The 26,554-nt window shown below is 32.6% G+C and carries 22 protein-coding genes, 2 pseudogenes and 1 riboswitch; of the genes and pseudogenes, 22 read left to right on the top strand and 2 right to left on the bottom strand.

Annotated elements, in window-relative coordinates:
• Window positions 1-120 precede the first annotated feature (120 nt).
• The 5 genes from DW1_RS13765 (at window position 121) to DW1_RS13745 (ending at window position 6,291) form a co-directional block, all read left to right on the top strand.
• Window positions 121-837, top strand: a complete 717-nt coding sequence (locus DW1_RS13765) for a phosphatase PAP2 family protein (protein ID WP_074351390.1) — start codon at window positions 121-123, stop codon at window positions 835-837.
• Window positions 800-1,864 (top strand): lysylphosphatidylglycerol synthase transmembrane domain-containing protein, encoded by a 1,065-nt coding sequence (locus tag DW1_RS13760; protein ID WP_347499845.1) that lies wholly within the window; start codon window positions 800-802, stop codon window positions 1,862-1,864. Before DW1_RS13765 ends, DW1_RS13760 begins: the two co-directional genes overlap by 38 nt.
• A complete protein-coding gene (locus tag DW1_RS13755) occupies window positions 1,861-2,556 on the top strand; it encodes a CDP-alcohol phosphatidyltransferase family protein (RefSeq protein WP_074351388.1) in 696 nt (231 codons plus the stop codon). Before DW1_RS13760 ends, DW1_RS13755 begins: the two co-directional genes overlap by 4 nt.
• On the top strand, window positions 2,553-3,419 hold the full coding sequence (locus tag DW1_RS13750; RefSeq protein WP_074351386.1) for a phosphatidylserine decarboxylase: 867 nt from the start codon (window positions 2,553-2,555) through the stop codon (window positions 3,417-3,419). Before DW1_RS13755 ends, DW1_RS13750 begins: the two co-directional genes overlap by 4 nt.
• Window positions 3,420-4,239: 820 nt before the next feature.
• Window positions 4,240-6,291 (top strand): methyl-accepting chemotaxis protein, encoded by a 2,052-nt coding sequence (locus DW1_RS13745; protein ID WP_242942506.1) that lies wholly within the window; start codon window positions 4,240-4,242, stop codon window positions 6,289-6,291.
• A gap of 144 nt (window positions 6,292-6,435) precedes the next feature.
• Here the strand turns inward: DW1_RS13745 and DW1_RS13740 are convergent, their stop codons facing one another.
• Window positions 6,436-7,326, bottom strand: a complete 891-nt coding sequence (locus tag DW1_RS13740) for a LysR family transcriptional regulator (RefSeq protein WP_074351384.1) — start codon at window positions 7,324-7,326, stop codon at window positions 6,436-6,438.
• A 111-nt stretch (window positions 7,327-7,437) separates the two neighbouring features.
• On the opposite strand from DW1_RS13740, the gene DW1_RS13735 reads away from it, so the two are divergent.
• Window positions 7,438-8,454: a YeiH family protein gene (locus DW1_RS13735; protein ID WP_074351382.1), complete on the top strand. Its 1,017-nt coding sequence runs from the start codon at window positions 7,438-7,440 to the stop codon at window positions 8,452-8,454.
• A gap of 400 nt (window positions 8,455-8,854) precedes the next feature.
• On the opposite strand, the gene DW1_RS13730 is transcribed toward DW1_RS13735, so the two are convergent.
• On the bottom strand, window positions 8,855-10,174 hold the full coding sequence (locus DW1_RS13730) for an MATE family efflux transporter (protein ID WP_242942505.1): 1,320 nt from the start codon (window positions 10,172-10,174) through the stop codon (window positions 8,855-8,857).
• Window positions 10,175-10,863: 689 nt separating this feature from the next.
• Between DW1_RS13730 and DW1_RS13725 the strand changes: the two genes are divergently transcribed.
• From DW1_RS13725 to DW1_RS15965, 16 genes and pseudogenes are all read left to right on the top strand, one after another.
• Window positions 10,864-11,874 (top strand): ABC transporter permease, encoded by a 1,011-nt coding sequence (locus DW1_RS13725; protein WP_074351380.1) that lies wholly within the window; start codon window positions 10,864-10,866, stop codon window positions 11,872-11,874.
• The gene (locus DW1_RS13720) at window positions 11,874-12,638 is read left to right on the top strand and encodes an ABC transporter ATP-binding protein (protein WP_242942504.1); all 765 of its coding nucleotides are present in this window, start codon (window positions 11,874-11,876) and stop codon (window positions 12,636-12,638) included. The genes DW1_RS13725 and DW1_RS13720 overlap by 1 nt, the downstream gene beginning before the upstream one ends.
• Window positions 12,639-12,649: 11 nt before the next feature.
• A complete protein-coding gene (locus DW1_RS13715; protein WP_074351378.1) occupies window positions 12,650-13,705 on the top strand; it encodes an ABC transporter substrate-binding protein in 1,056 nt (351 codons plus the stop codon).
• 99 nt (window positions 13,706-13,804) lie between these two features.
• The gene (locus tag DW1_RS13710; protein ID WP_074351377.1) at window positions 13,805-14,269 is read left to right on the top strand and encodes a DUF4418 family protein; all 465 of its coding nucleotides are present in this window, start codon (window positions 13,805-13,807) and stop codon (window positions 14,267-14,269) included.
• Window positions 14,270-14,271: 2 nt separating this feature from the next.
• Window positions 14,272-15,477 (top strand): ABC transporter permease, encoded by a 1,206-nt coding sequence (locus DW1_RS13705; RefSeq protein WP_159433596.1) that lies wholly within the window; start codon window positions 14,272-14,274, stop codon window positions 15,475-15,477.
• A gap of 23 nt (window positions 15,478-15,500) precedes the next feature.
• Window positions 15,501-16,172, top strand: a complete 672-nt coding sequence (locus DW1_RS13700) for an ABC transporter ATP-binding protein (RefSeq protein ID WP_242942503.1) — start codon at window positions 15,501-15,503, stop codon at window positions 16,170-16,172.
• A gap of 341 nt (window positions 16,173-16,513) precedes the next feature.
• A riboswitch (TPP riboswitch) is annotated at window positions 16,514-16,612 on the top strand.
• A gap of 187 nt (window positions 16,613-16,799) precedes the next feature.
• Window positions 16,800-17,636, top strand: a complete 837-nt coding sequence (gene thiM / locus DW1_RS13695; RefSeq protein WP_074351374.1) for a hydroxyethylthiazole kinase — start codon at window positions 16,800-16,802, stop codon at window positions 17,634-17,636.
• Between the two features lie 186 nt (window positions 17,637-17,822).
• Window positions 17,823-18,554: a thiamine phosphate synthase gene (locus DW1_RS13690; RefSeq protein WP_074351373.1), complete on the top strand. Its 732-nt coding sequence runs from the start codon at window positions 17,823-17,825 to the stop codon at window positions 18,552-18,554.
• Between the two features lie 425 nt (window positions 18,555-18,979).
• Window positions 18,980-19,666 (top strand): NAD(P)H-dependent oxidoreductase, encoded by a 687-nt coding sequence (locus DW1_RS13685; protein ID WP_083605684.1) that lies wholly within the window; start codon window positions 18,980-18,982, stop codon window positions 19,664-19,666.
• A 200-nt stretch (window positions 19,667-19,866) separates the two neighbouring features.
• A pseudogene (locus DW1_RS13680) lies at window positions 19,867-21,240 on the top strand (aldehyde dehydrogenase); the annotation flags it as partial.
• 197 nt (window positions 21,241-21,437) lie between these two features.
• Window positions 21,438-22,457 carry a hypothetical protein gene (locus tag DW1_RS13675; protein WP_074351371.1) on the top strand — a complete coding sequence of 340 codons (1,020 nt, stop codon included), beginning with the start codon at window positions 21,438-21,440 and terminating at the stop codon, window positions 22,455-22,457.
• Between the two features lie 461 nt (window positions 22,458-22,918).
• Entirely contained in the window at window positions 22,919-23,494 is a 576-nt protein-coding gene (locus DW1_RS13670; protein ID WP_074351370.1) for a TetR/AcrR family transcriptional regulator, read from the top strand.
• 87 nt (window positions 23,495-23,581) lie between these two features.
• Window positions 23,582-24,307 (top strand): putative ABC transporter permease, encoded by a 726-nt coding sequence (locus tag DW1_RS13665; protein ID WP_074351369.1) that lies wholly within the window; start codon window positions 23,582-23,584, stop codon window positions 24,305-24,307.
• Window positions 24,255-24,779 (top strand): HDIG domain-containing metalloprotein, encoded by a 525-nt coding sequence (locus DW1_RS13660; protein WP_074351367.1) that lies wholly within the window; start codon window positions 24,255-24,257, stop codon window positions 24,777-24,779. The genes DW1_RS13665 and DW1_RS13660 overlap by 53 nt, the downstream gene beginning before the upstream one ends.
• A gap of 352 nt (window positions 24,780-25,131) precedes the next feature.
• Window positions 25,132-26,103: a linear amide C-N hydrolase gene (locus DW1_RS13655; RefSeq protein WP_074351365.1), complete on the top strand. Its 972-nt coding sequence runs from the start codon at window positions 25,132-25,134 to the stop codon at window positions 26,101-26,103.
• Between the two features lie 121 nt (window positions 26,104-26,224).
• A pseudogene (locus DW1_RS15965) lies at window positions 26,225-26,467 on the top strand (PucR family transcriptional regulator ligand-binding domain-containing protein); the annotation flags it as partial.
• Window positions 26,468-26,554: the final 87 nt, after the last annotated feature.

Raw genomic sequence — 26,554 nt, 5'->3', positions numbered from 1 at the left:
AGAGAAATCTTAAGCTTTCAGGACGCTCTGACATAAATGATTGAATTAAAAGCAAAAATATGGTATACTGATCTGGTATACTAATGCTTAATTATAAATATTGAGTTATGGGTAATTATTATGAGTAAATCAATTTTAAGAAAACATTATAGAAAAACCATTGGTACTTGGGTCCCAGAATATGGAATTCTCTCGCTAATAGTTTGCTTTTCGATAAATGGTTTTGTTTATTGGGGAACTCAATTTATTATGGAGGGAAAAAAACATTATGATTTTACTTCTAAGTTAGATAATCGAATCCCATTTATAAAGGAATGGGTGATAATCTATCTTGGATGCTATATTTTTTGGGTAATCAATTATATACTAATAACTCATGAAGGAAAAGAAAAATGGTTTAGATTTGCTTTTGCTGATATATTATCAAGATTAATATGCGGTATTTTTTTTGTGATTTTACCAACAACAAATATACGGCCCATGGTACCTGGAAACGATATATTTAGTTGGTTAATGAGATTCGTTTATCACATGGATCCGCCAAGTAACCTTTTTCCATCCATTCATTGTTTGATGAGTTGGTTTTGCTTTGTTGGTATTAGAAGCAGTAAAAAAGTTCCGTTTTGGTATAAGGCATTTTCTTGTATATTTGCGATTTTGGTGTGCTTATCAACTCAATTTACAAAACAGCATTACCTGATAGATATAGCTGGAGGTATTTTGATTGCAGAACTATGTTATTATATTGCATGTCATACTCAAATATACTTAAGTATTGAGAAAGTTTTTCTCTGGGCAAATGAAAGAATTTTTAGGACAAGTAATTACGATGAGTAAACGAAAGATTATTTTAAATACATTATTTTTAATTATAGTCTTTTCCATTACTTTATACTACATATTTCATAATCAGGACATAAGCAATATTCTAGAAACTATTAAGTGTACAAATACTAGATATTGGCTGTGGGCTGTTTTATGTGTGATCTTTTTTATAGGTAGTGAATCGATTATAATATTTTATATGATGAATTCTATTAATCAAAAAGTTCATCTAATCCATTGCTTTTTATATTCTTTCGTTGGTTTTTTCTTTAGCTGTATTACACCATCAGCAACAGGAGGACAACCTGCTCAGATTTATTTTATGAAAAAAGATAAGATACCAATACCTATAGCTACACTGATTCTTATGATTGTTACCATCACTTATAAAGTGGTATTGGTAGCTTTAGGTACTGTTATTCTGGTTGTCCGACCGACTGAAATAATGAACTATTTAAGCCCAATAGTTGGTATCTGCTGTCTTGGACTTTTATTAAATGTACTTTGTGTGGGGATTATGCTACTTCTTGTATTTCATCCTACGATGGCAAAAAATCAACTTATTTTTTTAGTTGAACTATTCGGAAGACTACATTTGATTCGAAGAAAAGACCATTATTTATTAAAAATAAAATCAGCCATGAAGCAATATAAAGATATCGCCTTATATTTTCGAACGCATAAAATGGTTATATGTAATGTTTTTATAATAACAATAATTCAAAGAATGCTGATTTTTGGTGTAACATATCTAGCTTATCGATCATTTGGGCTTAATGAGACAAGCTTTATTACTATTGTTGTCCTGCAAGGAATGATATCAGTTGCAGTTGACATGCTTCCGCTTCCAGGAGGAATGGGTATTAGTGAGAAGCTGTTTCTATCAATATTTACACCTGTTTTTGGAACTGTGACACTACCAGCTATGATAGTAAGTAGAGGTCTTAGTTACTATACAGAACTGATTTTAAGTGCAATTTTTACGATAGTTGCATTTTTTAAGATAGGGAGACTAAGTGAAAGGAAAATAGAAGAATGATAGGATTTTATGATTATACGGTTATACTTACATATATCAGCTTATTGTGTTCAGTGTTTGGTATTACACAGGCAATTGATGGAAAGTTTAGAATTGCTATTGTCTGCCTTGCAATATCAGGACTCTGTGATGTGTTTGATGGTAAGATAGCAAGGACAAAAAAAGAACGTACTGATGACCAAAAATTATTCGGGGTACAGATAGATTCGTTATGCGATGTGATTTGCTTTGGTGTATTTCCCACAGTGATATGCTATATTCTGGGGGTTCGAGGAATCTTGGGCGGAATCGTTATTGGGTACTACTGTGTTTGTTCCGTCATAAGGCTTGGATTCTTTAATGTACTTGAAACAAATAGGCAGATTAAAGAAGATGGTGCCAATAAATATTATTACGGACTTCCCATTACTTCAATAACTATAATACTGCCTGTTGTGTTTCTTTTGAGCTTTTTTATTCCAGCGCATGCATTTAAATGGGTCTTGTTAGCCATGCTTTTCATTGTGGCTACATTGTTTATTCTTAATTTTAGGCTAAGGAAACCAACGGGTAAGCAGCTTTCCTTGCTGATAATAATTGTGGCCTTCATAGTATCAATTATTCTGCTGTGTTCAGATTATGGTATTAAGCATAGAACAGTACAAGAGGGAGCATTAATTCATGAATTATGCAATAGGTGGAATAGCGAATGAAATGTATGGATCGCAGTGGCAATACAATCAAGCAAAACAATGTACAAAATAAGATAGTTAAATTTCTATATAAAAATAAGTTTGGAAGAGTATTGCTGAACCAACTGATAAAACCATGGGTTTCAAATATATCAGGAGTTATATTAAATAGTTCCTTTTCAAGAATACTAATACCTTTATTTATAAAAATATATAAAATTAATATTGAGGAATATGAGGAGCGTGTATACACTTCTTACAATGATTTCTTTACAAGAAAGATTAAAGAAGACCAACGTAAAATTGCCTATCTGCCTAACCACTTGATTTCTCCTTGTGATGGTAAATTAAGTGTATATCATATAACTCAGAATTCTCATTTTATAATTAAAAATACACCCTATACTTTAAAAAGTTTACTGAAAAATAAGGAACTTGCTGATGATTATGAAGATGGTACACTACTATTATTTCGATTAACAGTTGATGATTATCACAGATATTGTTATATTGATAATGGAGAAAAATCGAAAAACTATCGAATAAAAGGTGTTTTTCATACTGTAAATCCAGTAGCCAATGAAGTGGTTCCTATTTATAAAGAAAATACAAGAGAATATACCATTTTACATAGTGAAAACTTTGGAAAAATTTTAATTGTAGAAGTGGGAGCTATGTTGGTTGGTAAGATTGTTAATTATCATGAGGAAGCTAGCGTGAAACGCGGTGAAGAGAAAGGGAGATTCGAGTTTGGAGGATCTACTATAATTGTTTGCTTTGAAAAAGGAAGAATAGTCATCGATAAAGACATTTTGTGTAATTCGTTGAACGGTATAGAAACACTAGTTAAGATGGGAGAGAAAATCGGGAATACAGTAGTTTAATCTAAATTGATGCTCTTACAGTACCATATAGATATTGATCATGCTTATATAATATCAAAAATACGGAGGATATGTATTCAAGCACCGATAATACTAAATTTGGGCTTCATATGTTTCCGAGAACAGACACACTCGAAGGACATTTATTCTGTTATCTTAAGCCATGTTGAGATAGCAGTATGCTAGACAAAGAATAGAATGAAATAGTAAGGCTAAAAGAACTTTAAATGAATATGTAGATATGTTTTTATTTCCCTAGGTGATAAGTCTAGGGGAATTTTTGTTAGGGGGGTTATTGCTTGCTCAAAAGTAGAATTGTTTGCCTAATACAATAAATCTCTTAATGCGAAAGCAATTATAGGGATATGAGCATAGAAAAATCAAAGTAGTTATAATATAGATTATATTTGATAGGTGCTAAGGGGTATATATATTATAAATACAGATTAAATTAAAACAATCATATTTTGGAAGTAGTCAGATGAAATATAGTAAATCAATATCGAAAACACTTACCATATTATTGTTATTATTTATAGTAGTACAAAATGTAGTACAGGCAAAAAAGTAGATTATCATGGTCATTATGCAGAGAGAAGCATTAGCGCAATTTTGTTGCTTAGTTATCAAATTTTGTCGAAAATTAGCAGTATTTAGCAAAAAATCTGTATCTATCTATTGATAAGGAAAATAATTCAATATAACATGTACTTAATAAAATTAAATGTTTTAAATTAGTAATTTTAATGTAACAAAGGGTAACAATGATGTAAAAGTTAAGAGTAGGTGACAAAATAAACTTTAAGGAGGAGGGAAGAAAATGAAGTTTTTTAAAGTTTCCATGAGCATCAGAACAAAGATGTTAGTTGTATTTATTCCCATTATATTGTTTGCTACAGTGTTGATTGCATCTATTTCAGTTTTAGAATCAAAAGAAGGACTAGAGAGACAAATAGAAGCAAGAATAGATGTAGCACTTGTAGAAATAAATGAATCCATTGAGCATGAATTTACAGCCCATAGGCAAATTGCAGAAGCAGTAGCTTCTGTGTATGAAGCTAAGGGAAGTGAGCTAACAAAAGCGGATTATAGAGCGATTATTGAGAAAATAGTCTCTTTGAATACTAACACACTAGGTTCTGGATTGTGGCTTGAAAAATATACATATGATAGTAGTACAAAGTATTTTGGACCATATGTTTACAAGGATGGAGATTCACTAATATATACAGAAGAATATGAAGTAGAGGACTATGATTATCCAAGTACAGACTGGTATGTTGCTGGTAAGAGCGCTGGCAATGGGGCAGGATGGACAACCCCATACTATGACGAAACTTCAGGAATCACAATGATTACTACAGCTGTACCTATTAGCACGGCTAAAGGCATAGTAGGAGTTGTATCTGCTGATTATGATTTGACAACGATACAAGAAATTATTTCGCAAGTGAAGCTGGAAAAAAGTGGTTTTGCATTTCTGTTAGATTCAAATGGACAATTCATTGCCCATAAGGATTCTGATAAGGTTATGAAGCAAACCATTAATGATGACAAGGAATTTGGTGCCATTGCCGATAAAATACTGAACAATGACAAGGGTTCAGAAAATGTCAAAGTAGATGGAAAAGATTTTAAAGCTTATTATTTAACACTTGAGAGCACTGGCTGGAAATTGGTTGTGATGGCTCCAACAGCAGAGTTATTCTCATCAGTAAACGAAAGTATAAGAAAGGTAGTTATGGTTACTTTAGTAATTATTTTGTTGGCATTTGTATTTATAACCTTTTATAGTTCTTCTTTTTCTAAACGTATCAAACAATTTGTCGATAGTCTAGGGTTTATTGCTAAAGGTGACTTTACGCAACATATTAAAGTAAAGACTAAAGATGAAATAGGAAAGATGGGTAACTACTACAACAATGTTCTTGAAGAACTAAAACATATGGTTAATACCATTTCGGAGAACTCAGAAAACATTGCTGATATGACAGAAGAATTATCTGTAAAATCTCAAATGGCAGCTACTGCATCAGAAGAAGTTGCAAAGGCAGTTGAAGAAATTGCCAAAGGTGCCATAGAGCAAGCGAAAGACATTGAAAGTACAGCCAACAACATAGAAGAGTTAGGTAATTTGATTGAGCAAGATGTACAATATATCCAGGAGCTTAATGGTGCAGCAGTGACAATTGAAAAGCAAAAAGAGGATGGTAATGAAATTCTTAGAAATCTTGTTGAAAAGACAGAAAGAAGCAACGAAGCTACATATGAGATTTATCAAATGATAGTAAGCAGTAATGAAAGTGCAGAGAAAATTGAAAAAGCTAGTACTATGATTCAAAGTATTGCAGATCAAACAAACCTTCTAGCTTTAAATGCTGCAATAGAAGCAGCAAGAGCAGGAGAGGCAGGCAGAGGTTTTGGTGTTGTTGCTGACGAAATTAGAAAGTTAGCCGAACAAACAAATAGCTTTACTAGTGATATAAATGAAGTAATTAATGAACTTAAGTCTAAGTCGCAGTCAGCTGTGGAGACAATGAATGAAGTTAAGCAGATCGTTGATGACCAAAATGAAAGCGTGAAACAGACAGAAGATAAATTTAATGGAATAGCAGAGGCGATAGATGTCATAAAATCTATAATCTATAAGCTTAATCATTCTTCAGAATCTATGACAGAGCATAGAAACCAAATCATAGAACTAATTCAAAGTCTATCGGCAATTTCTGAAGAAAATGCAGCCGGAACAGAACAAGCATCTGCATCTATGGAAGAGCAAGCCACTGTAATTCAACAGATAGCAAACTTTGGGGAAAATTTAGCTGAAATTGCAGAAGGGTTAAGACTATTAGTTGCAAAACTTAAAGTCTAGAGCATCGTACACTATATAAAATATGAGTTGAAGGATAACTTGGACCCAGTATCTTAAGATGCTGGGTCTATTAAGGTATATAATATATATAAGAAAACATTTGTTATAGGCTATATAAATACCTAAAAACCAGACATAAATACGTTAACTATTTCTAAAGTAGACTATTCTTTCAAACCAATATTCTATTTGAGACTTGTCAGGACAGTTTTTTAAATAAACAAAATTAAAAGGATGAATAATATTGAAATTTCGTATTGGAATCTCTTTGAGATATCCTTGGGATATTTCTTTTTTTACAGCTTCCCTATACATAAAAGTAATACCGATATTCTGATGACACAACTCTTTTATAGCATTCATATTGCCAATTTCAATTTTTCTTTTAAAATCTTTGATACTAAGATTATGATTATATAATGCTTGTTCTAGTATATCACGAGTTCCGCTCCCTGGCTCGCGTAGAATAAGATTTTGACTGAGCAGTTCTTCCAAGTCAGTAGTTTTAGATGCAATTTCGTTATTAGGAGAACAAACACCAACAAATGTTTCATTGGATATTAATTCAAATTCAAACTGACTTTGGCTAAAATGCCCTTCTAGTAAGGCAAAGTCTATTTTTCCATCCCAAAGCATTTCTTGAAGAACAAGAGTATTTTCTACAAACATTGAAATGTTAATTTGTGGGTCTTCTTTAAATATCTGATATAAAATAGGTGGGATCATGTATTCTCCAATAGTTAATGTTGCACCAAAATTCAATGGCTTAACTTGATTTTTAATGCGGTGCAGTAAAGGTAAGATTCGCTCTGAATTAGCTTTAAGTGTTCTTACATATTGCTGTAATGCTTTACCTTCTTCTGTAAGAGAAAAGTTTTTCCCCTTACTTGAAATCAATGCCACCTGATAATAATTTTCTAAAAACTGGATATGCTGCGAAACAGCGGGTTGTGTCATATTTAATTTTTCAGCAGTCTTTGTATAATTACAAGTCTCACAAAGTGTGAGGAATGTCTGTAATCTATTATCTAACATTTAAGCCTCCATATAAATTTTATTTATATAAATATAAAATATTATAATTTCATTTTATATAATTAAAATGGTATATTCAAGTTAGAACTTTATTAACTTTGGAGGTGTATTATGTTCAAAAAATTGTATAACCTAGCACCTGGGTTGCTTTTTAGTGGTTGTGTTGCAGTTATTGCAATGTTTCTAAGCAGTCTAATTCCAGGTGATATTATAGGTGCTACTGTTATGGCTCTTTTAGTTGGTATGGCATTGAATCCCATACTAAATAGATATAAAAGATTCAATCCTGGAGTAAGTTATGCAGGAAAGATTGTTCTTCGTATTGGTATTGTACTTATGGGTGTTAATATGAATTTTTCTGAAGTTTTAAATGTAGGAAAATACTCACTTTTTGTAATGATCTTTACTATGGCAACTGCATTTGGTGCGGGGAACTTAGTAGGTAAAATGTTTGGGATGAACTGGAAACTTACCAATCTATTGTCAGTCAGTACAGCAATATGTGGTGGTTCTGCTGTGGCTGCAGTAGGACCCGTTATAAAAGCGAAAGATGAAGATATAGCATATGCAATTTCCTCAACATTCATATTTGATGTCCTTACGGTTGTTGTAATTCCATGGATTGGTATTGCCCTTGGTATGTCTAGTATGGGTTATGGGCTGTGGGTAGGCACAGCTGTTAATGATACGTCATCAGTTGTAGCAGCAGGCTATGCTTTTTCTGAATTTGCAGGAAACACAGCAGTTATAGTAAAACTTACTAGAACATTGTTTATAATTCCATATGTATTAATATTTTCTATTATAACGGAGAGATTAGAAGCAAAATCAGAGGCTGTGAAAGGACGTACATCTATTAACTTCAAGAAAATTTTTCCTTATTTTATTATTTTATTTCTTGTTGTTGTAGCCTTTCGTAGTACAGGTATTATGCCTGATATTTTAGTATCAACTCTTTCAAAAACCTCAAAATTTTGCATGGTAATGGCTTTATCAGCTATTGGTCTTAAAACAAGCTTCGGAGATATCAAAGATATTGGGTTTAAGCCAATGATTCTCGGGTTTATTGTAGATACTTTAGTAGTTTTTGTATCCATAGGTGTTCAGGTGGCAACAGGAAGGTTTTAAACAAAGTTTCTTTACCATTGACCTAGAGCAAGTAAGAGTTTATGTTTGACTTTTCAGAAGGGCTTCTATCCTAAATACCTAAAATAATTTATGGAGAAAGATATTATTTGGAAAGATAAAAAGAGAATATTAAGAGTAGCGATATGATGAACCTATCTCAGATATAACTATTTATGATGTAGTAAGAAGTACATAAAAAATGAAAGTTGAGAATAAAGTGGAATTATGGTCGGGATTTGGTTGTGATGGATAGATAATTAATAATAAGCGCGGAGGGAATTTGTCCAAAATACAATAAAAGCAGATTTAGACTTTGATAATGTAATTAATGCTACTTAATTAAAATAACATAGTTTATTCAAAAAAAGAAAAATGCTGTATGTGCAGCATTTTTCTTTTTTTAGTCACATGCCTCTAACCAGTTCGTCCTTTTATAATATATAATAAATGTGGCTGAGCTAATAAACCAAGTTATAGGATATGCCCAAAAGATTACTCTTATGTCTGGTATTATTTTCACCATTATGGTTATGTAGGATATTCTGATAACACACCAGCTTATTAACATAACAATCATAGGAATCTTGGTTTTACCTGCTCCACGAAGTATACCTGACAAGCAATGTGAAAGAGCCAGTAAAAAGAAAAATAGACTAGTAATCCTTGAACGCATAACGCCAAGTTCTATGACTTCTGGTTCAGAATTAAAGATTCCTATTAGAGCAGGTGCAAAGATCCATATTAATATACCTATAATTTCTGCTAGGGAAATACCAGCTATAACTCCAAAACGAGCACCATCTCTTGCTCGTTTGTACTGCTTAGCACCGAGGTTTTGTCCAATAAATGTAGTTAATGCAACACTAAAGCTTGTAATAGGTAAAAATGCAAAGCCTTCAAGTTTTGAGAAACTGCCGCTACCTGCCATAGCAACTGATCCAAATTGGTTAATACTTGACTGAACTATGACATTAGCAAAGGCAATTACCGAGTTTTGAACACCAGTAGGAAAACCCATTTTTATTAAGCTCTTAAGTATGTTGCCGTCAATTTTTATTTTCTTTATGTATAGTTTGTGATAGCCATCAACCTTTGTAAGCTTCATGAAGCCCAATATTGCACTGACAAATTGAGAAATAACTGTTGCAATAGCTACACTACCTACACCAAAATCAAACACAGCTACAAATAGTATGTCTAGCACTATGTTTATAATTGCAGCTATAATCAGATAGTAAAGGGGCCGTTTACTGTCACCTACTGCCTGAAATATTCCCATACAAGTATTGTACATGACAATTCCAATTCCACCAGCAAAATATAAACGTAGATATATTACAGCATCTACAAAGACATCATCAGGAGTTCCCATTAATTTTAAAAACCAAGGAGTGAATACTACTCCGATGATTGTTACTATTATTCCAGCAATAAATCCAAAAGCTATAGCGGTATGAACAGCAAGGGAGAGTTGTTCTTTGTTTTTTGCACCGAAGTATCGAGAAATTATAACACTAGCTCCTACAAATATACCACTTATGAAACCTACAATCAAAAAAATCAGGCTGCCTGTAGAACTTACTGCAGCCAGTGCTTCCTTACCAAGTACATTACCAACTACAAGGGAATCTACTACATTATAAAGTTGCTGAAATAGATTACCTAAAAAAATTGGAAATGCAAATAATATTATTTTTTTTGATATTTTTCCTTCTGTCAAAGTTTTTCCCTTCTTATCATTTATTAAGTTTATTATATCATAGACCAATGAAAGAGAAAATGCAAGCATGTACAAAAAGAGAAAATATAAGAGAGTATATGGATTTTATGTTATATGGAGTTGCAAAGGAGAAATTGAAATGAAAAAAATTGGTATTTTTAAAGCTATGATGTTATGTGAAAAATATAAAAAATGAATGAAGAAGAAAGTTTCATATCAATGACGATTGGTTGATTGTTGAATCTGTTGATAAGAATAACAAACCTTGTACAGTCTGATAAGATTCTTCTGACGAATTTATATAATTATATACAGCCATTCATCAGGTATGGGTCACTGATCGTGTGGTAATGCACCATAAACCTTGTGCATGTGGTAACACATCTCCATGGCTGACTCTTGAGGGACGAGTTGATGATGTTGTCATATTTTGGAAAATGGGAAAGAAATAAAAACACCCCCGACTTATTCTACTGAGAGAAATTTAAAGTATGATTATTTCCTTCAAACTTAGTTATAGAAAATATTTATTATAGACAATCAATTATAAAAAAGACTAATTGGATTGTTAACAGCTATTTATGTATAATATGTTTGTTATGTAATTAACATACTTATTTTACATTGAATAATAGAAAATGATGGAGGGAGGAATATTCATAGAGCATAAATGTAAAGGAGTTGATATTTTGCAGACAACAAAAAAGTTGACAAAAGAAGATATAATAGAGCTTGAATCAAAGCCAAAAACAAAACTAGACATAATTCTTGATTATATAATATCTTTCTTACCAGTAATATTTGGGGCGATTCATATTTTAGAATATGTGTTGGTACCAAATCATGGTTTGAATAAATCAACTAATGCCTATACTTATTTGATTGGGTCATTAACATTTATTGCCTTAATTTATTACATTGTAGGATTATTCAAGAAGAATGTTTTTGTAAAGGTTAGGTATAAAGCTCCATTATATTCTTTCATATTCTTTTTATTAACAGTATATGATTATCTGACTTTAAAAACTGGGATTTTAATACTGCCATATTTTCCGTGGGTAGATAGAATTATTAATGCAGCATGGTCAGATAGAGTTTATTTGATAGACTGCATAAAAAATTCTGTAATCCTGTTGTTTACAGGATATTTTATTGGGGCTGGAGTTGGTCTTGTAACAGGCATATTATGCGGATATAGCAAAAAAGCAAATTATTGGATATCTCCTTTCTTAAAACTACTTGGACCTATACCTTCAACGACTTGGATACCAATTGTTATGGTCATAGCTGCAAGTCTGTTTAAAGGTGCTGTATTTATTATTGCATTAGGAGTATGGTTCTCAGTTACCTTATCAACAATGACAGGTATTCATAATGTAGATAAGTCTTTTTTTGCTGCGGCAAAAACTTTAGGTGCAAAGGATACTGATTTGGTAACTAAGATAGCTCTTCCAGCTGCATTGCCAAATATTTTTCAAGGCTTAACTCAAGGGATGAGTTCTGCATGTACGGCTTTACTTGTAGCTGAGATGTTGGGCGTAGAATCAGGGCTAGGCTGGTATATAAATTGGCAGAAGTCGTGGGCAGAGTTTTCAAAGATGTATGCAGCTATCATTATAATTTGTGTAATTTTTATAGCTGTTAATTGGGTACTTACAAAAATAAGGAAAACAGTACTTAAATGGCAGGAGGTGAATTAGTGGATAGAGAAAAAATTACCTTGGAACTTAAAAACGTATCTAAGTCCTTCTTGTCTGCAAACGAAAGTAAAGGTATTACAGTTGCTTTGGAAGATATAAACCTAGAGATTAAAGATGGTGAATTTATAAGTATTGTGGGCCCATCTGGTTGCGGTAAATCTACTATACTGAGACTTATAGCTGGACTCATTCCTACAACACAGGGAAATATTGAACTTAAAGGCAAGCCTATAGAAGGGACAAGTCCTAATAGAGGTATGGTTTTTCAAGATCCAACCCTTTTTCCGTGGCTAACTGTAGAGGAAAATGTAACATTTAGTTTAAAAATATTAGGAAAATATGGGGCAAAAAAAGATCAAGTTGATAGACTTATTGATATGGTTGGGCTCAATGATTTCAGGGACTCATATCCTCATCAATTATCAGGTGGTATGGCACAAAGGGTTTCATTAATCAGAACTATGATTAATGAACCAGAAGTTTTTCTATTAGATGAACCCCTTGGTGCTTTAGATGCATTTACAAGGATGAATATGCAAGATGAGCTTTTAAATATGTGGAGATCAAACAAGCATATAATGATTATGGTAACTCACGATGTTGATGAGGCTATATATATGAGTACTAGAGTAGTTACTATGGCACCAAGACCAGGAAAAATAAAGAAAATAATTGAGATTGATTTACCATATCCGAGAAATAGGATGAGCGATAAATTTATAGAATATAGAAAAGAAATTATGACAAGTTTAAACTTTAAATAGGAGGCAGAAAAATGAAAAATAAGATTTCATTATTATTAATATTTGTCTTATTACTAGGAGTACTTGCAGGTTGTAGTAGTAATACTGGACAAGAACCAAAAAAAGATGTACAAGTAGGAGATACTACAGGTGGAGCAACTGAAGAACTATCAGAAGAAGAGCTTTGGAAGAAAGAACCTATGTATGGAAAAACTATTAAGGTTGGTTATAGTGGAGGATTATGTGAAGGCTCTTCAGGTATAGCTGAAGCTTTAGGATTTTATGAAAAAGAAGGCCTTGATGTTGAAATAGTTAATGTTCAACAATTTATCGATGCTGTAGGGACTAATCAAATTCAAATGACTTCTAGCCATATAGCACAGCTTTTAGTTCCTGCTGTAAATGGTGTAAACATGATATTTACTACTGGAATTCAATCAGGTTGTAAATCGTTATATGTTTTAAATAATGATGAAATAAATAATACTTCTGATTTAATCGGTAAAACTGTTGCAATACCAGCTGGAATAGGTAGCTCTGATCATAATATTGCACTAAGATTTTTTAACCATGATAATATAAATCCAAATGAAGTTAATTTTAAACAAGTAGAATCCTCTGCAAGTATTTTATCTATGCAAAATGGAGAAGTTCAAGGGGTTGTTTTATCTGACCAATTTGCCGAGCAATTTGTTAATGATGGTACATTGAAGATTATAAGATCATTAACATATGATGAAGACTTCAAGACTGAACCTTGTTGTGTATATGCCTTGAATAGAGATTTCGTTAAAGAAAATCCGATTACTGCTAAGAAGTTAACTAAAGCAGTACAAGAAGCTAGATTTTGGATTAGTGATAATTTAGAAGAAGCAACACAAATTTTATTTGATAACAACTGGGCATCAGGAGACTTTGACAAAGCTGTTAGAATGATTTCTTCATATGATTGGACTATAAGTGATGAAAATACTGAAATAGCTTTAACAAATATAATTGATGACTATAAGACTTTTGGGTTAATCGATAGTAGTTTAGATACTCAAGAAACATTAAATCATGTTTGGAATCCATTAATGAAAAGATAATTAAAATATAGAGGCTAATCCTTACTTTATTGCGAGGATTAGCTTTAAATACTTTTATATTACAAGTGTTAAAGAGTATTAGTTGAGAAAGGTGATAGCGTGAAGAACAGACTTTTAAACGGTATTATTCTAATGATTTTAGGGTTACTAATTGCATTTGGACCTATTATAATATTCCCTGTTTGTGGCATGCAGGTGGAAGAAACCGGAAGGGAAATAGGTAAAGAAATTCAAGAAGGTGTTATGCAACCTAAAATGAGATGCTTCTGGACTGCACGTGCAGAATTGGGAATAGGTATTTTAATTGCAATTTTGGGGGTGCTACATTTTATTTTAGGATCTAATCAAGTTAGAATTGGACTAAGTATTGCAGCTGCATTAAATGGAGTGCTAGCTTTTTTGATTCCAAAGACATTGATTGGTGTTTGTAAAAAAGCAGGTATGATGTGCTTAATAGGAACACTTCCAGCATTAACGATACTTAGTGGTTTAGTGATTGCTATGGGTGTATTAAATACATTTTATCTCTATAGATTAAGTAAAAAGGATTTGATGAGTGTATGATATTGAAGCCTTTAACAACTTTTAAATTATCAATAAACAACTTAAAACAAAAGCCATTCAGAACGGTTTGTCTTTTGGCTGTAGTTGCAATACTAACATCAGTTTTTTTTGGAGGATCAATTCTTGCTGCTAGTCTAGAAAATGGGCTCTATAGCTTACAAAGTAGACTTGGAGCAGATATCATGGTTGTACCTGAAGGAAATGACTCTAATGTTGAGGATATTTTATTAAAAGCGGAACCAAGCAATTTTTATTTCAGTGCAGATATTGCTGAGGAAATTGAAAAGATAGAGGGGGTCGATAAGGTTACAACTCAATTTTATATGACACCTCTTTCTTCTGCATGTTGTTCTTCAGTAATTCCTATAATTGCTTTTGATCCAGAGACGGATTTTTTAATACAGCCATGGATTACTAAGGTGTATAATAACCCAATTAAGGATGGTGAGATGATAATAGGTAGTGCTGTCTTGCCCCTTGTGGATAACACTTTAATGTTTTTTAATAAGTATTATCCTATTATTGCAAATCTTAAAAGGACAGGAACAGGACTTGATGGATCTGTTTATGTGACCAAGGATACAATGAAGCAATTAATTATAGATGCTAAAGAAGTAGGTGTTAGTATTTCTACTGATGAAAATGTAGGAGAATCTGTTTCAGCTATATTTATCAAGATTGCCCCAGCTTATGATAGTAGGTTAATTGCAAGGGAGATTAAACAAAAAGTATCTAATGTAGATACTATTATATCTCAACATATAGTATCAAATATAGGTGATAGCTTGAGAAGCTTAGAATCATATATCCATTTAATTACTGCAGTTATTTGGGTATTAGGGATACTAGTTATTTTAATTGTATTCTCTGTAACTTTGAATGAGAGGAAGAAAGAATTTGCCATTCTTAGGATACTAGGTGCTACTAGAAAAAAGCTTGTAGAAGTTGTTTTAACAGAGTCAGTCTTAGTGAGTATTGTTGGAGGGATTATAGGGCTCATACTAACCTCTTTGATTATATTCCCTTTTAGTGATTTAATTAGTAGCAAATTACAACTGCCTTATTTACAGCCACAGAATAGTAGTATTTTAGCTATTATAGCATTGAGTTTAATATTATCTGTTTTAGTTGGGCTTTTAGCTTCTATCCATGGAGCGCTTAAGATTAGCAAAGCTGAAACCTATCTTACAATGAGAGAGGGTGAATAGTCATGGTACTGACAATAAAAAATTTGACAAAGAAATATATGCGGGGAAGTACAAGTTTTTCTGCAGTAGATAATGTTAGCCTATCAATAGACAAGGAAGAGTTTGTTAGTATTATTGGACGCTCAGGAAGTGGAAAAAGTACATTGCTAAATATGATTGCAGGACTAATAAAACCAACCTCAGGCAGCATTAATGTTGATGGACAGGATATTTTAGCTCTAAGCGATAAAAGTATCTCACTATATCGGAATTCAAAAATTGGGTATGTGCCACAAGGAAATACTGCTTTAGGAAATTTAACAGTACTTGATAATGTTCGCCTTCCGTTTTATTTATATAAAAATGAGGGTGACCCTACATCAAAAGCACTAAGTTTACTAGAACAATTGGGAATTTCTCATTTATCTGAGATGTTTCCGAAACATCTATCTGGTGGAGAGTTACGTAGAGTTTTTATAGCAAGGGCTTTGATTAACGACCCTGTTATGTTAATTGCAGATGAACCTACAAGCGACTTAGATGTTAAAACTACGATAGAGATTATGGAACTGTTTTCTGAGATTGCAAAAAAAGGAGTATCTATTTTATTGGTAACACATGAGCTAGATACAATAAAATATGGGAATTCTGTGTATATAATGGAGGAAGGTAAACTTACAAGAGGCGATTCGGCATTACTTGCATCAAATTTTTAAATAATCATTTCGAAAAAATTGTCTCTGAACGTAAAAAAACAAACTATGAGAAAGCAAAGTTGTATCCTAAGGAATTATTAAATCCAGCTTCTAGATCTATAGTCCTTAATTAAGCCGTTACCGACTGTAAGACTGAGTTTAACGACGCTACTGAGTCCATAAAGGAATTTACTTATGACAATGGATATTTGGCGTGTTATGAATACATTAAAATGAGTTGAAAGTTTGCTTAGATTTTCTGGCAAAAATCGTAACTGTAAAAGAGACTTAACCTCGAAAGGATTAAGTCTCTTTAATTTAGATGGGACTTGACACAAAAGGTTATAAGTGATACCGTATAAATGAAATTGTGGGGGGACTCATTTGAGTTGAGAAGGTAAAACCTGACCCTTTGAACCTGTCAGTTAATACTGGTGTAGGGAAGCAATTTATTATCAATAATATTATTATTATAATTATTATATTATAGTTATTATATTATGTTAATAAGTGCTTTCCTTACCAATGGAGAGCACTTTTTTTTTTATTAAAAACTGAACATGTTGAGGGAGAACTCATATGAATTGGGAAGATAAAATCTGAGGCTTAGCGGTAGTGTGATAATATCAATAAAGGGGAGAGTATTAAATGATTAAAAAAAAGGACATTCAAAACAGTATGATTCAGACAATTGAAACTGTAAGAAGAACAAATCCGCTGGTAGGGTCCATTACAAATACGGTAACAATTAATTTTGTCGCTAACGCGCAGCTTGCTGTGGGAGGATCAGCTGCTATGGTTTACTTACCTGATGAGGGTGAATTTATAGCGAAGGCTGGTGAAGCCACTTATATAAATGTTGGTACACTTCTACCGGTTTATGAGCAGACTTTACCTTATACTACAAAAGTATTGCATGAAGCTGGGAAGCCATGGGTACTGGATCCGGTAGCAGTAGGTATTGGTTCCCTTAGAACTCAGCTGTTAAGGCAGTTAAAAGAGTACAAGCCTACTGTAATCAGAGGAAATGCTTCGGAAATTCTAGCATTGGCTGGTTTATGGGGATTAGATGGTGGTACAGACCTATCCAATGTTCGTGGTGTTGATTCTACAGATTCGGTAAGCGCTGCAAAGATTGCGGCTGTTGAGCTAGCCAAGTGGACAGGTGGAGCTGTTGCTGTGTCAGGTAAAACGGACTTAATAACCGATGGTTCCGTTATAGTCTTTTCTCATGGAGGGTCTCATTTTATGGAGAAAATAACTGGGGCAGGTTGTTCATTGGGTGGAGTTATAGCAGTATATGCAACTGCTGCATCGCCGTTTATTGCGGCACTTACTGGTACTGCGGTGTTCAATTTAGCGGGAAGCCGAGCTGAAAAAAATGTGGACGGGCCCGGAAGTTTTCAGATTCATTTTCTCGACGAACTGTATAAAGCAAGTGCAGAGGACATTGCTAACAATCCATTTGAAATTGAGGAGGTTTAATCTACAAACGCTCTAATTGTTGTTGCTATAGCACCTTTCGATATAGGTGAATAATATGTAATTAGAATAGCAGAAATCATATAATAAGTCTCGTGATTCGGATTTACCTTATCATACAATTTTATGCTTACAAAAGTGGGAGACAAGTAGGAAGAAGAGTCTACGATAACTAGGGAGGGAAGAATAATGTGCATCAGAAAAAAATTAGATATATCAGCATATTTGGTTGTGGGTCCTGAGAATACGAAAGGTCGACCTGTTGCGACAATCATTAAGGATGCGGTTGAAGCCGGATTTACATGTGTACAAATCCGTTCGAAGATTGCCACTGCTCAGGAAATGATTGAATTTACCCGTCAAGCCTCGGAGGTAATTGCTCATGCTGGTAAATCTGAAGAGGTAACCTTGCTGGTAGATGACCGTTTGGACGTTATTTTGGCGGCGAGAAAACAGGGGATAAGGGTTGATGGAATCCATGTTGGACAAGCAGATATTCCAGTGGAAGTTTGTCGAGAATACTTAGGCGAAGATTCAATTATTGGTTTATCAGCTAGAACTCATGAAATATTTGAGTATATTAGGACAGTGGATGTTTCTCTGATTGACTATTTAGGCGTCGGACCTTTGCATAAAACAAGAACAAAGCCAGATTGTGGCCTTGACTTAGATGGAAAAGTGATCACCAGAAGTTTTGACGAAATTTCAAAGATTGCTAAACTCAGCCCAATTCCGGTGGTAGTCGGTGGTGGTGTTAAACTTGTTGATATACCTCCTCTTGCACAGACAGGAGTTAGTGGATTCTTTGTTGTGTCTGCTGTGTCTGAGGCTGACGATCCAAAACAGGCAGCTGCTAATCTGGTAAGAACATGGAAACTCTATGCTTCAGTTGGACATAAAGATTTAAGCAAAAACAGGTGAAGGAGCAATCTTTGATTAAGTATGTAAAAAATAAAATGTTAAAGTAAATATATCATGTCCCCCAACATTTCTTATAGAGCTGATATAAAATTATTGAAATATATCAAGAGAGCCTTTTAGAGCAAAGATAGATAAAGTGAGTAGATAAATCCTTGTTTTTTCATATTTAAAGGCTAGGAAATATGTAAATTTATGATGAGATAGATTACATAAAATATAAATTAAAGTTAGTATTTAACAATTGCTTTTTTAATGATATTCTATATTTAGAATATGTTTAAATTGCCACTTTATCATTGTTTTATTATTAGCGATTACTTATCTATATAGTCAAAAAATGATAAGAGTGACAGTTTAAAGATATTTCATTAAATTGTACAGTTTTAGAAAATTATCAAAGTAAAAGAAAGCATGGGTGGCAAAGTATGAAAGTTTTAGTTTTGAACGGAAGTCCTAAGGGTGACTATAGTATTACATTGCAAACTTCATTGTATCTGGAAAAGAACTTTCCAGAGCATAAATTTCATTTTCTCCATGTTGGTCGCTACATTAAATCCTTTGAAAAAGACTTTTCAGCTGTATCTGACGTAATAACAGATGTAGATCTAATTATTTTTTCTTATCCTGTTTACACCTTCATTGCACCAAGTCAGCTGCATCGGTTTATTGAACTTCTAAAAACATCTGGCCTCAATTTATCAGGTAAATTTGTTACTCAGATCACTACTTCTAAGCATTTTTATGATGTTACTGCACATAAGTATATTCAGGATAACTGCCAAGATCTTGGTATGAAGTATATTAAGGGGCTGTCTGCGGATATGGATGACCTCCTGACTGAAAATGGACGAAAAGAAGCGAAAAAGTTTTTTGAATATGTGTGCTGGAGCATAGAGCATGATATATATGAAACTATTCCAAATTATACTGTAACTGCAAAGTATCTTCCGGTTAGTGCTGTTACTTCCAGTCAGGATGAAAAGGGTGGAGATGTAGTTATAGTTACGGATTATGCTAAGGACGATAAGCAGCTAAATGATATGATTGACAGATTTAGAGCAGTTCTAAAGTATAAAAGTCGTATTGTTAATATTTCCGAGTATCCTTGCTAAAGGTCAAAATAGGAAACAAAATGAATGAAGGCATGATTGCGCCGTATAAGAAGGTTTTATAGCAGCAAAACATTGGAGGTTGCTAGAAGAAATTGAGTATCAGAAGTGGGGAATGTTGTAAAAGTAATTTATATAGCCAAAACAAAACGAAAGAATTTTTAATAATAAAAGATTAGTTATTAAAGCATGTAGGAGGAGTAACCATGGAAAATTATCATGCTCTTGTCAGCAATCAAAAAAAATTTTTTCGTACGGGAAAAACAAAAGATATTGATTATCGTATCAGTGCATTGCAAAGACTAAGGGATGGGATTAAGAGAAATGAACACAAGTTTATTGATGCCTTAAAAATAGATTTAAATAAATCAGAATTTGAAGCTTATTCGACGGAAATCGGTGTTATCTTAGAGGAGATTCGCTTTACTTTAAGGCATATTCGGTCATGGGCTAGTCCTCAGCGAGTAAAAACACCTCTTACACTTTTTGGTTCGTCAAGCTACATTTATTCTGAACCTTATGGAGTAGCATTGATTATTGCTCCTTGGAACTACCCATTTCAACTTTTAATCGCACCTTTGATAGGAGCAATTGCTGCAGGAAACTGTGCTGTACTTAAACCATCAGAGCTAACTCCTAGAACTTCTGAAGCTTTGGAACAGCTAATTAGAGAACTATACCCAGAGGAATATATTGCAGTAGTTCAGGGCGGTGTTGAAACAAGTCAGGCGCTTTTACAGGAGAAATATGATACTATCTTCTTCACCGGCGGTGTATCTGTTGGGAAAATTGTTATGGAGGCATCCGCAAAGCACTTGACTCCTATTACATTAGAACTTGGAGGGAAAAGTCCATGTATTGTCCATGAAGATGCAAAGATTAAGCTAGCTGCTAAACGGATTGCCTGGGGAAAGTTTTTAAATGCGGGTCAAACCTGTGTAGCACCGGATTATGTCTACCTACATCATAATATTCGAGATGAGTTTTTAAAGGAGTTAAAGGAGGCTATTAGAGAACTTTATGGAGAGTGTCCAATAAATAATCTAAATTATACCCATATTGTAAGTCAAAAACACTTTGACAGGTTGAATACTTTTCTGAATGAGGGAAAAATCTCAATTGGTGGGGAAAGTGATAAGGCGAATTTAGTGATTGAACCGACAGTTCTAACAGACATTACTTGGGAGGATACCATAATGCAGGAAGAAATATTTGGGCCAATCCTTCCAATTCTTGAGTATAGCCATATTTCTGATGTTATTAATGGGATTCATAATCATCCTAATCCATTGGCCCTATATCTGTTTACAGAAAGTTCTATTGTGGAACAAAAAGTTCTGAAAAGTATTTCTTTTGGTGGCGGTTGTATCAATGATACGATTTATCATTTAGTGTCTCCATATTTACCATTTGGAGGAGTAGGAAACAGCGGGATAGGAGCTTATCATGGGAAAGGAAGCTTCGATACTTTTTCTCATAAGAAGAGTATTCTTAAACAGACAACTCGTTTTGATATTCCATTGAGATATCCAAATGTCAAGAATGGTCTTAAAAAGATAAAATACTTTTTAAGATAGACAAATTGTAATTTGCTGGTATATTATCTTGGATGCTAGATACTTCAATATTAAACTCCACTAGGCTATTAGTTCTCGCTGTAAAGCTTATGTTTGTATGAATATGGAAATTCATTGAATTAAGTCATTTTAAGATGTTAAAAGCTTTATTAAATCTTTAAGAAATGCTTGGAGTATTGAATATAGGAGGAAAAAGGATGAAAAAAACAACTGATTTTTTACTAGCTAATGCTTGCCCTTCTATAATATATAGGGTAAGAAAAGAAGTTTTTAATGAAATGTGTTTACATGAAGAAAATAGTTTGCAAAAGCAAATATTAGAAGACAAGCTAGTAATGGAGTTTTTAGAGAAGCAAAACTCTGAAGGATGGATAGATGAGGATTTTCATAGTGAAAATGGAGTTGAAACTGCAATAAGGGTATTATCAGAAAAGGGCTTATCATTAAAGCATCCACAAATCATTAAAATGCTAAATGAGCTAGAAAAAAGAGAAGAAACATTTGACAAGGGCTGCTTATTTAATGTAGGGAAAATATTAGATGAAAAAGGCTTCGGGGGATCCCAATTGATTAGAGCAACTATATTTGCTTATGCTGGTGTAGAAAATAGAGGATTTATTAAGAAGCAAATAGAATCTTCATTAGATAAGTTTAAGTTTGTACTTACTGTAGATAAGATTGATGATATTACAAAACAATATAAGAATAAATTAGTTTTTAGGGATGGGGTAATATGGCCAAGCATATACGACCTTAGACTACTAGCATTTACAAAGAGTTGGAGAAATAGAGAAAATGAAGAAATGATTGCTTCCTCAATAAGACATCTAATAAAATTATCGCCTATTCCGGACATACTAGTATTAAAAGGACATCAACTAATTGCTCCTGCATCATTCTGTATGCATGATTTTAATCCGTGTATTAGTACCCTAAAAGATAATGACTGGATGATATGGTTTCATAGAATGGAATTATTATCAAGGCTTGGTGTAGTAAAGCATATTACAGAGCTTAAAGAACAAGTTAATTTTCTTAGCAATCTTTTAATAGAAAATGAGGGAGTATTTGATAAAAAATTGAGCCATTATTATTTTACAAAATGGGGTACCTATATTGGCTTAGCCTTAGAAAAAGACTGGAAGTCTAGAAAAAGGCGGATATGTGATTTGACATTTAGAAGCTTACTAATATTATATTATTCAGAAAGTTTATGAGATATATTCTAAAATACTTTAGTCTTCCTGCTACTAAGGGCAATTAGGCCTAAGTGATACCATTATTGTACTTCTTAAGTCATGTGCAAGTAGTAGCACTGCTTACAAAGTAAAGTCTTAAGTAGCTTGCAACTCAAAGGAAACCTGATAAAAAGTAGCAGGTCAACAAAGGTTTTAGTAAAAAATAGAGGCTCTTTGTCTTCCCTAGACTATTAAGTTTAGGGAATATTGTTAAGAAGGGTAAAATAATAGTTATATATAGAAGAAAGCAATATAGGAATGGTATTGATAGAATATTTAACAAGTCAACATAATAAGTGTGAGATACCTTTTGTGATAGGTGATTAATTTACTAGATATGAGAGTTGATCATAATAAATAATACTTGACAAAAACAAAAAAGAGTATTATTTTTATATTAAAATCGGTCGTACGACCGAATTGCAAAAGGGGATGATGTTGTGAGTTCTGAAAACAATAGACAAAGTCAATCTGAAAGAATACTGTTAGCTGCTTCTGAATGCATATCCACTAGAGGATATGCTAATGTTTCAATGAGGGATATTGCAGACGAGGCTGGTGTTGTACTAAGTCAGCTAAATTATTATTTTAAGAACAAAGAGGGGCTGTTTAAAGAAGTAGTAAGAATGATGATTGACAAATATCTACATGAGATTGAAGAATCTCTAAAAGAGGAAGACTCACCTAGGGAAAGAGCAAAATCATTAATTAAATACTTTAAAAAAATGCTAAAGTACAATCCTGGACTCTTTAGGCTATTATATGATTTTACAGGCTTGGCTCTTTGGTCACCTGCTTTTAGTAATTTGCTAAGTGATTTATTTAAAGATTTATCAGATATGATAGAAAAATATATCCTAAAAAATCTTCAATTGAAAGAACTAAAAGGATATTCAACAAAATCTATGTCTCGACTAATATTAGGTTCGATATTTGGCACAGGAATCCAGGTTTTGCTTGATCAAGATGAAGAATTGCCAAAAGCCTTAAATGCTATGCAAACACTATTTGAGTAAATTTCATAATCAAAAAGAGAAGATGAAAAGAAAGGTTAAGAAGAATTGGATCTGACATAAGAGCTGATAAGAATAGGGGGTAAAGCTATGAATATGTTTTTAGATCTAATATTATATTTCGCAGTATATTCATTTATAGGATGGGTGATGGAAACAACATTTGCAAGTATAACTCAAAGAAAATTTATTAATAGAGGATTTCTGATAGGTCCATTTGTGCCAATCTATGGATTCGGTGCAATTTTGATTATTCAGTCTTCAAATTGGACTTCAATTATATTTGAGAATCATTTTATGTCATTATTTATAACCTTACTCTTTTCTACTTTATTAGTTACTGTTTTAGAATTTATTACTGGATTTTTATTAGAGAAAGTGTTTAATTCAAAATGGTGGGACTATAGTAATAATATTATGAATTTTAAAGGGTATATTTGCTTGAGCTACTCTCTTTTATGGGGCATACTAGCATTTTTATTAATACAGGTGATACATCCCACTACTGAGCAGTTTGTTCATTTAATACCTTTGTCAAACAAGAAGTATATTGCAGCTTTTTTAGTTATATACTTCCTGATAGATACCATTAAGTCAGTAATTGGTACATTAGATTTAAGAAAAGCAATTATATATCATTCAGATATGCCTATGGGTAAGTATAAGGAGATAATAATAAAATACAAAAGAATTTTTCTTGCATTTCCTCGTCTATTAATCTTAAATGCAGGTATTTTAAATCGCGACGTGAGGGATATTTTAAATGGTAGAATTAATAAAATCAAAGTTGAAATTAAAAACAGAATTAATAATTGAGAAAGAATACAGAGATTGCATAGTTGATTTGATTAGTCATGAGATTATAGGGTTAATGAAATATTATCTGCAACATGGAAATGTAAGCTGTCTTGACCACTGTCTTTATGTGTCTTATTTAAGCTATAAAATATGTAAGAAATTAGGATTTGACTATCGCTCTGCAGCTAGAGGTGGATTGCTTCATGATTTTTTTCTATATGATTGGCATATCGGGAAACCATATAAAGGACTACATGGATTTATTCATCCTAAAATTGCGCTGCAAAATGCAAAAAAATATTTCTCCTTAAACGGTATAGAAAAGGATATTATTAAAAAGCATATGTGGCCATTAACTATAAGTTTACCAAGATATAAGGAAACTTTTGTAGTGCTTATGGTAGATAAATACTGTGCATCTATGGAAGTTGCTAGGCTTGTAAGCCGGGAGCACGTTAGAAAACTAAAACAGATATTTGACATTTATTAAAGTGGCATTTTTGACTATTAAATCAATGCTTTATCTAGTATTTTTTTAAATACTTGTAATTTCTCTCATTGTTTTCTTTCTTAATTTACGATAATTAATAATATGTTGAGAAGACTAATATATTGCACTATATATGGAAACACAAAAAATCACTATACTTAGAGCTGTTTCCTTCTTAATATTAGATCATTGAGAGATACTTATGGTATAATTTGATTATGTGTTAATATATTAAGATACCACTAATGAACTAAGACTATTTAAAGATAAATATATTTAAAGAAGTGCATAGGGCATACTAAAAGATGAAAGTGTTGAGGAAATAAAAACAATAGATAATGAGAGTGATAATATGTGTACAGGTATAAAGATAAATTATGATGATGGTTGTGTTATGGGGAGGACTATGGATTTTGAGATTCCTTTAAATTATAACGCAATCTATTTACCTAGAAATTATAATTTTTGCAATGATTTAATGGGCAATTCACTATATTCGAAATATAAGACACTAGGAATATGCTTTGAAAATCAAGACCCATTGAAGGATGGAGTAAATGAATATGGATTAATAGGAATTACAAACGAGTTTTCAGGATTTAACCTTTATTCTAATAAATTAGAACCTGAAAAAGTGAATATCTCTAGCCTAGACTATTTTACCTATGCTCTTGCAAATTATGAATCTGTGGATGAACTCGTTGGGGATTTGCCAAATATCCACATATCTACTAAAGATCATAGAGGAGAAAATGTAATATGTCCAGATTTCCATTTTATGTTTGCTGACTCTACTAAGAGGTGTATTGTTATTGAACCTAAAGGAGGAAAACTACTTTATTATGAAAATTCATATGATGTAATGACTAATTCTCCAGGGTTTGAATCCCATATTAGAAGACTCAATAAACTTATAGATATAGAAAATCTTGAAGCTTTTAACTCGGCCAAAGATTTGCCAGGTGGATATGATCCTGTTTCAAGATTTATTAAAGCATTTTATTTAACTAGAATGAATATTGAATCCAATAATTATAAAGAGGCACTTTCCAATTGCTATAATATTTTGTCAGCAATGGTCATGCCAAATGGATTTGTGAGAAATAAAAGGTATAATTACAACACTTATACTAGATATATTTGTTCTTATGACACAAAGCATAAGCTATTAACAGTAAAATCTAACACTAATCCAATGGTTTATCAATTGGGATTTGACGATATAAAAGAAGAAGATAAGAGGCAGGCATTTTTCTTAGATTTGGAATTCACTACAGAAAGTTTCAAGATAAAAAGTATATCTTCATATTCTGAAAAGCATTAATTAAGTACTAAACTTTAATAAGTAGCGAAGAGAAACCAAGAACAACAACCTTTGAAAATGGTTTTTAGACTGTTTTCAAAGGTTGTTTTTTTAAGCAAACAGAGGTTGTGCACCTGATCCTTTTCTTTGGGCAAAAGGCGGGGAAATGGTTTTAACAAGTGGATATATTTTAATGATAAATATTGATGAGTTTAGCAATATAATAATGAACTTGTATAAATCAGGCGTTGCAGGGTTGTTTATAAAGCTTAAGAGGTTTTTTGACAAATTACCAGATGATGTTATAAAGCTTGCTAATGAGCTTAACTTTCCAATAGTTGAAGTTCCTATGCACCTAGCTTTTATAGAAGTAATCAACCCGACTTTATTGCAAATAATTGATCATCAGTCTGAAAGGTTAAGATTCTCAGAAGAAATTCATAAGACATTTACAAATCTAGTAATAAACAAC

It is taken from the genome of Proteiniborus sp. DW1, assembly GCF_900095305.1.
Taxonomy (GTDB): Bacteria; Bacillota; Clostridia; order Tissierellales; family Proteiniboraceae; genus Proteiniborus.
Note: the sequence above shows the minus strand (reverse complement) of the source record. Positions and strands in the feature narration are given on the sequence as shown.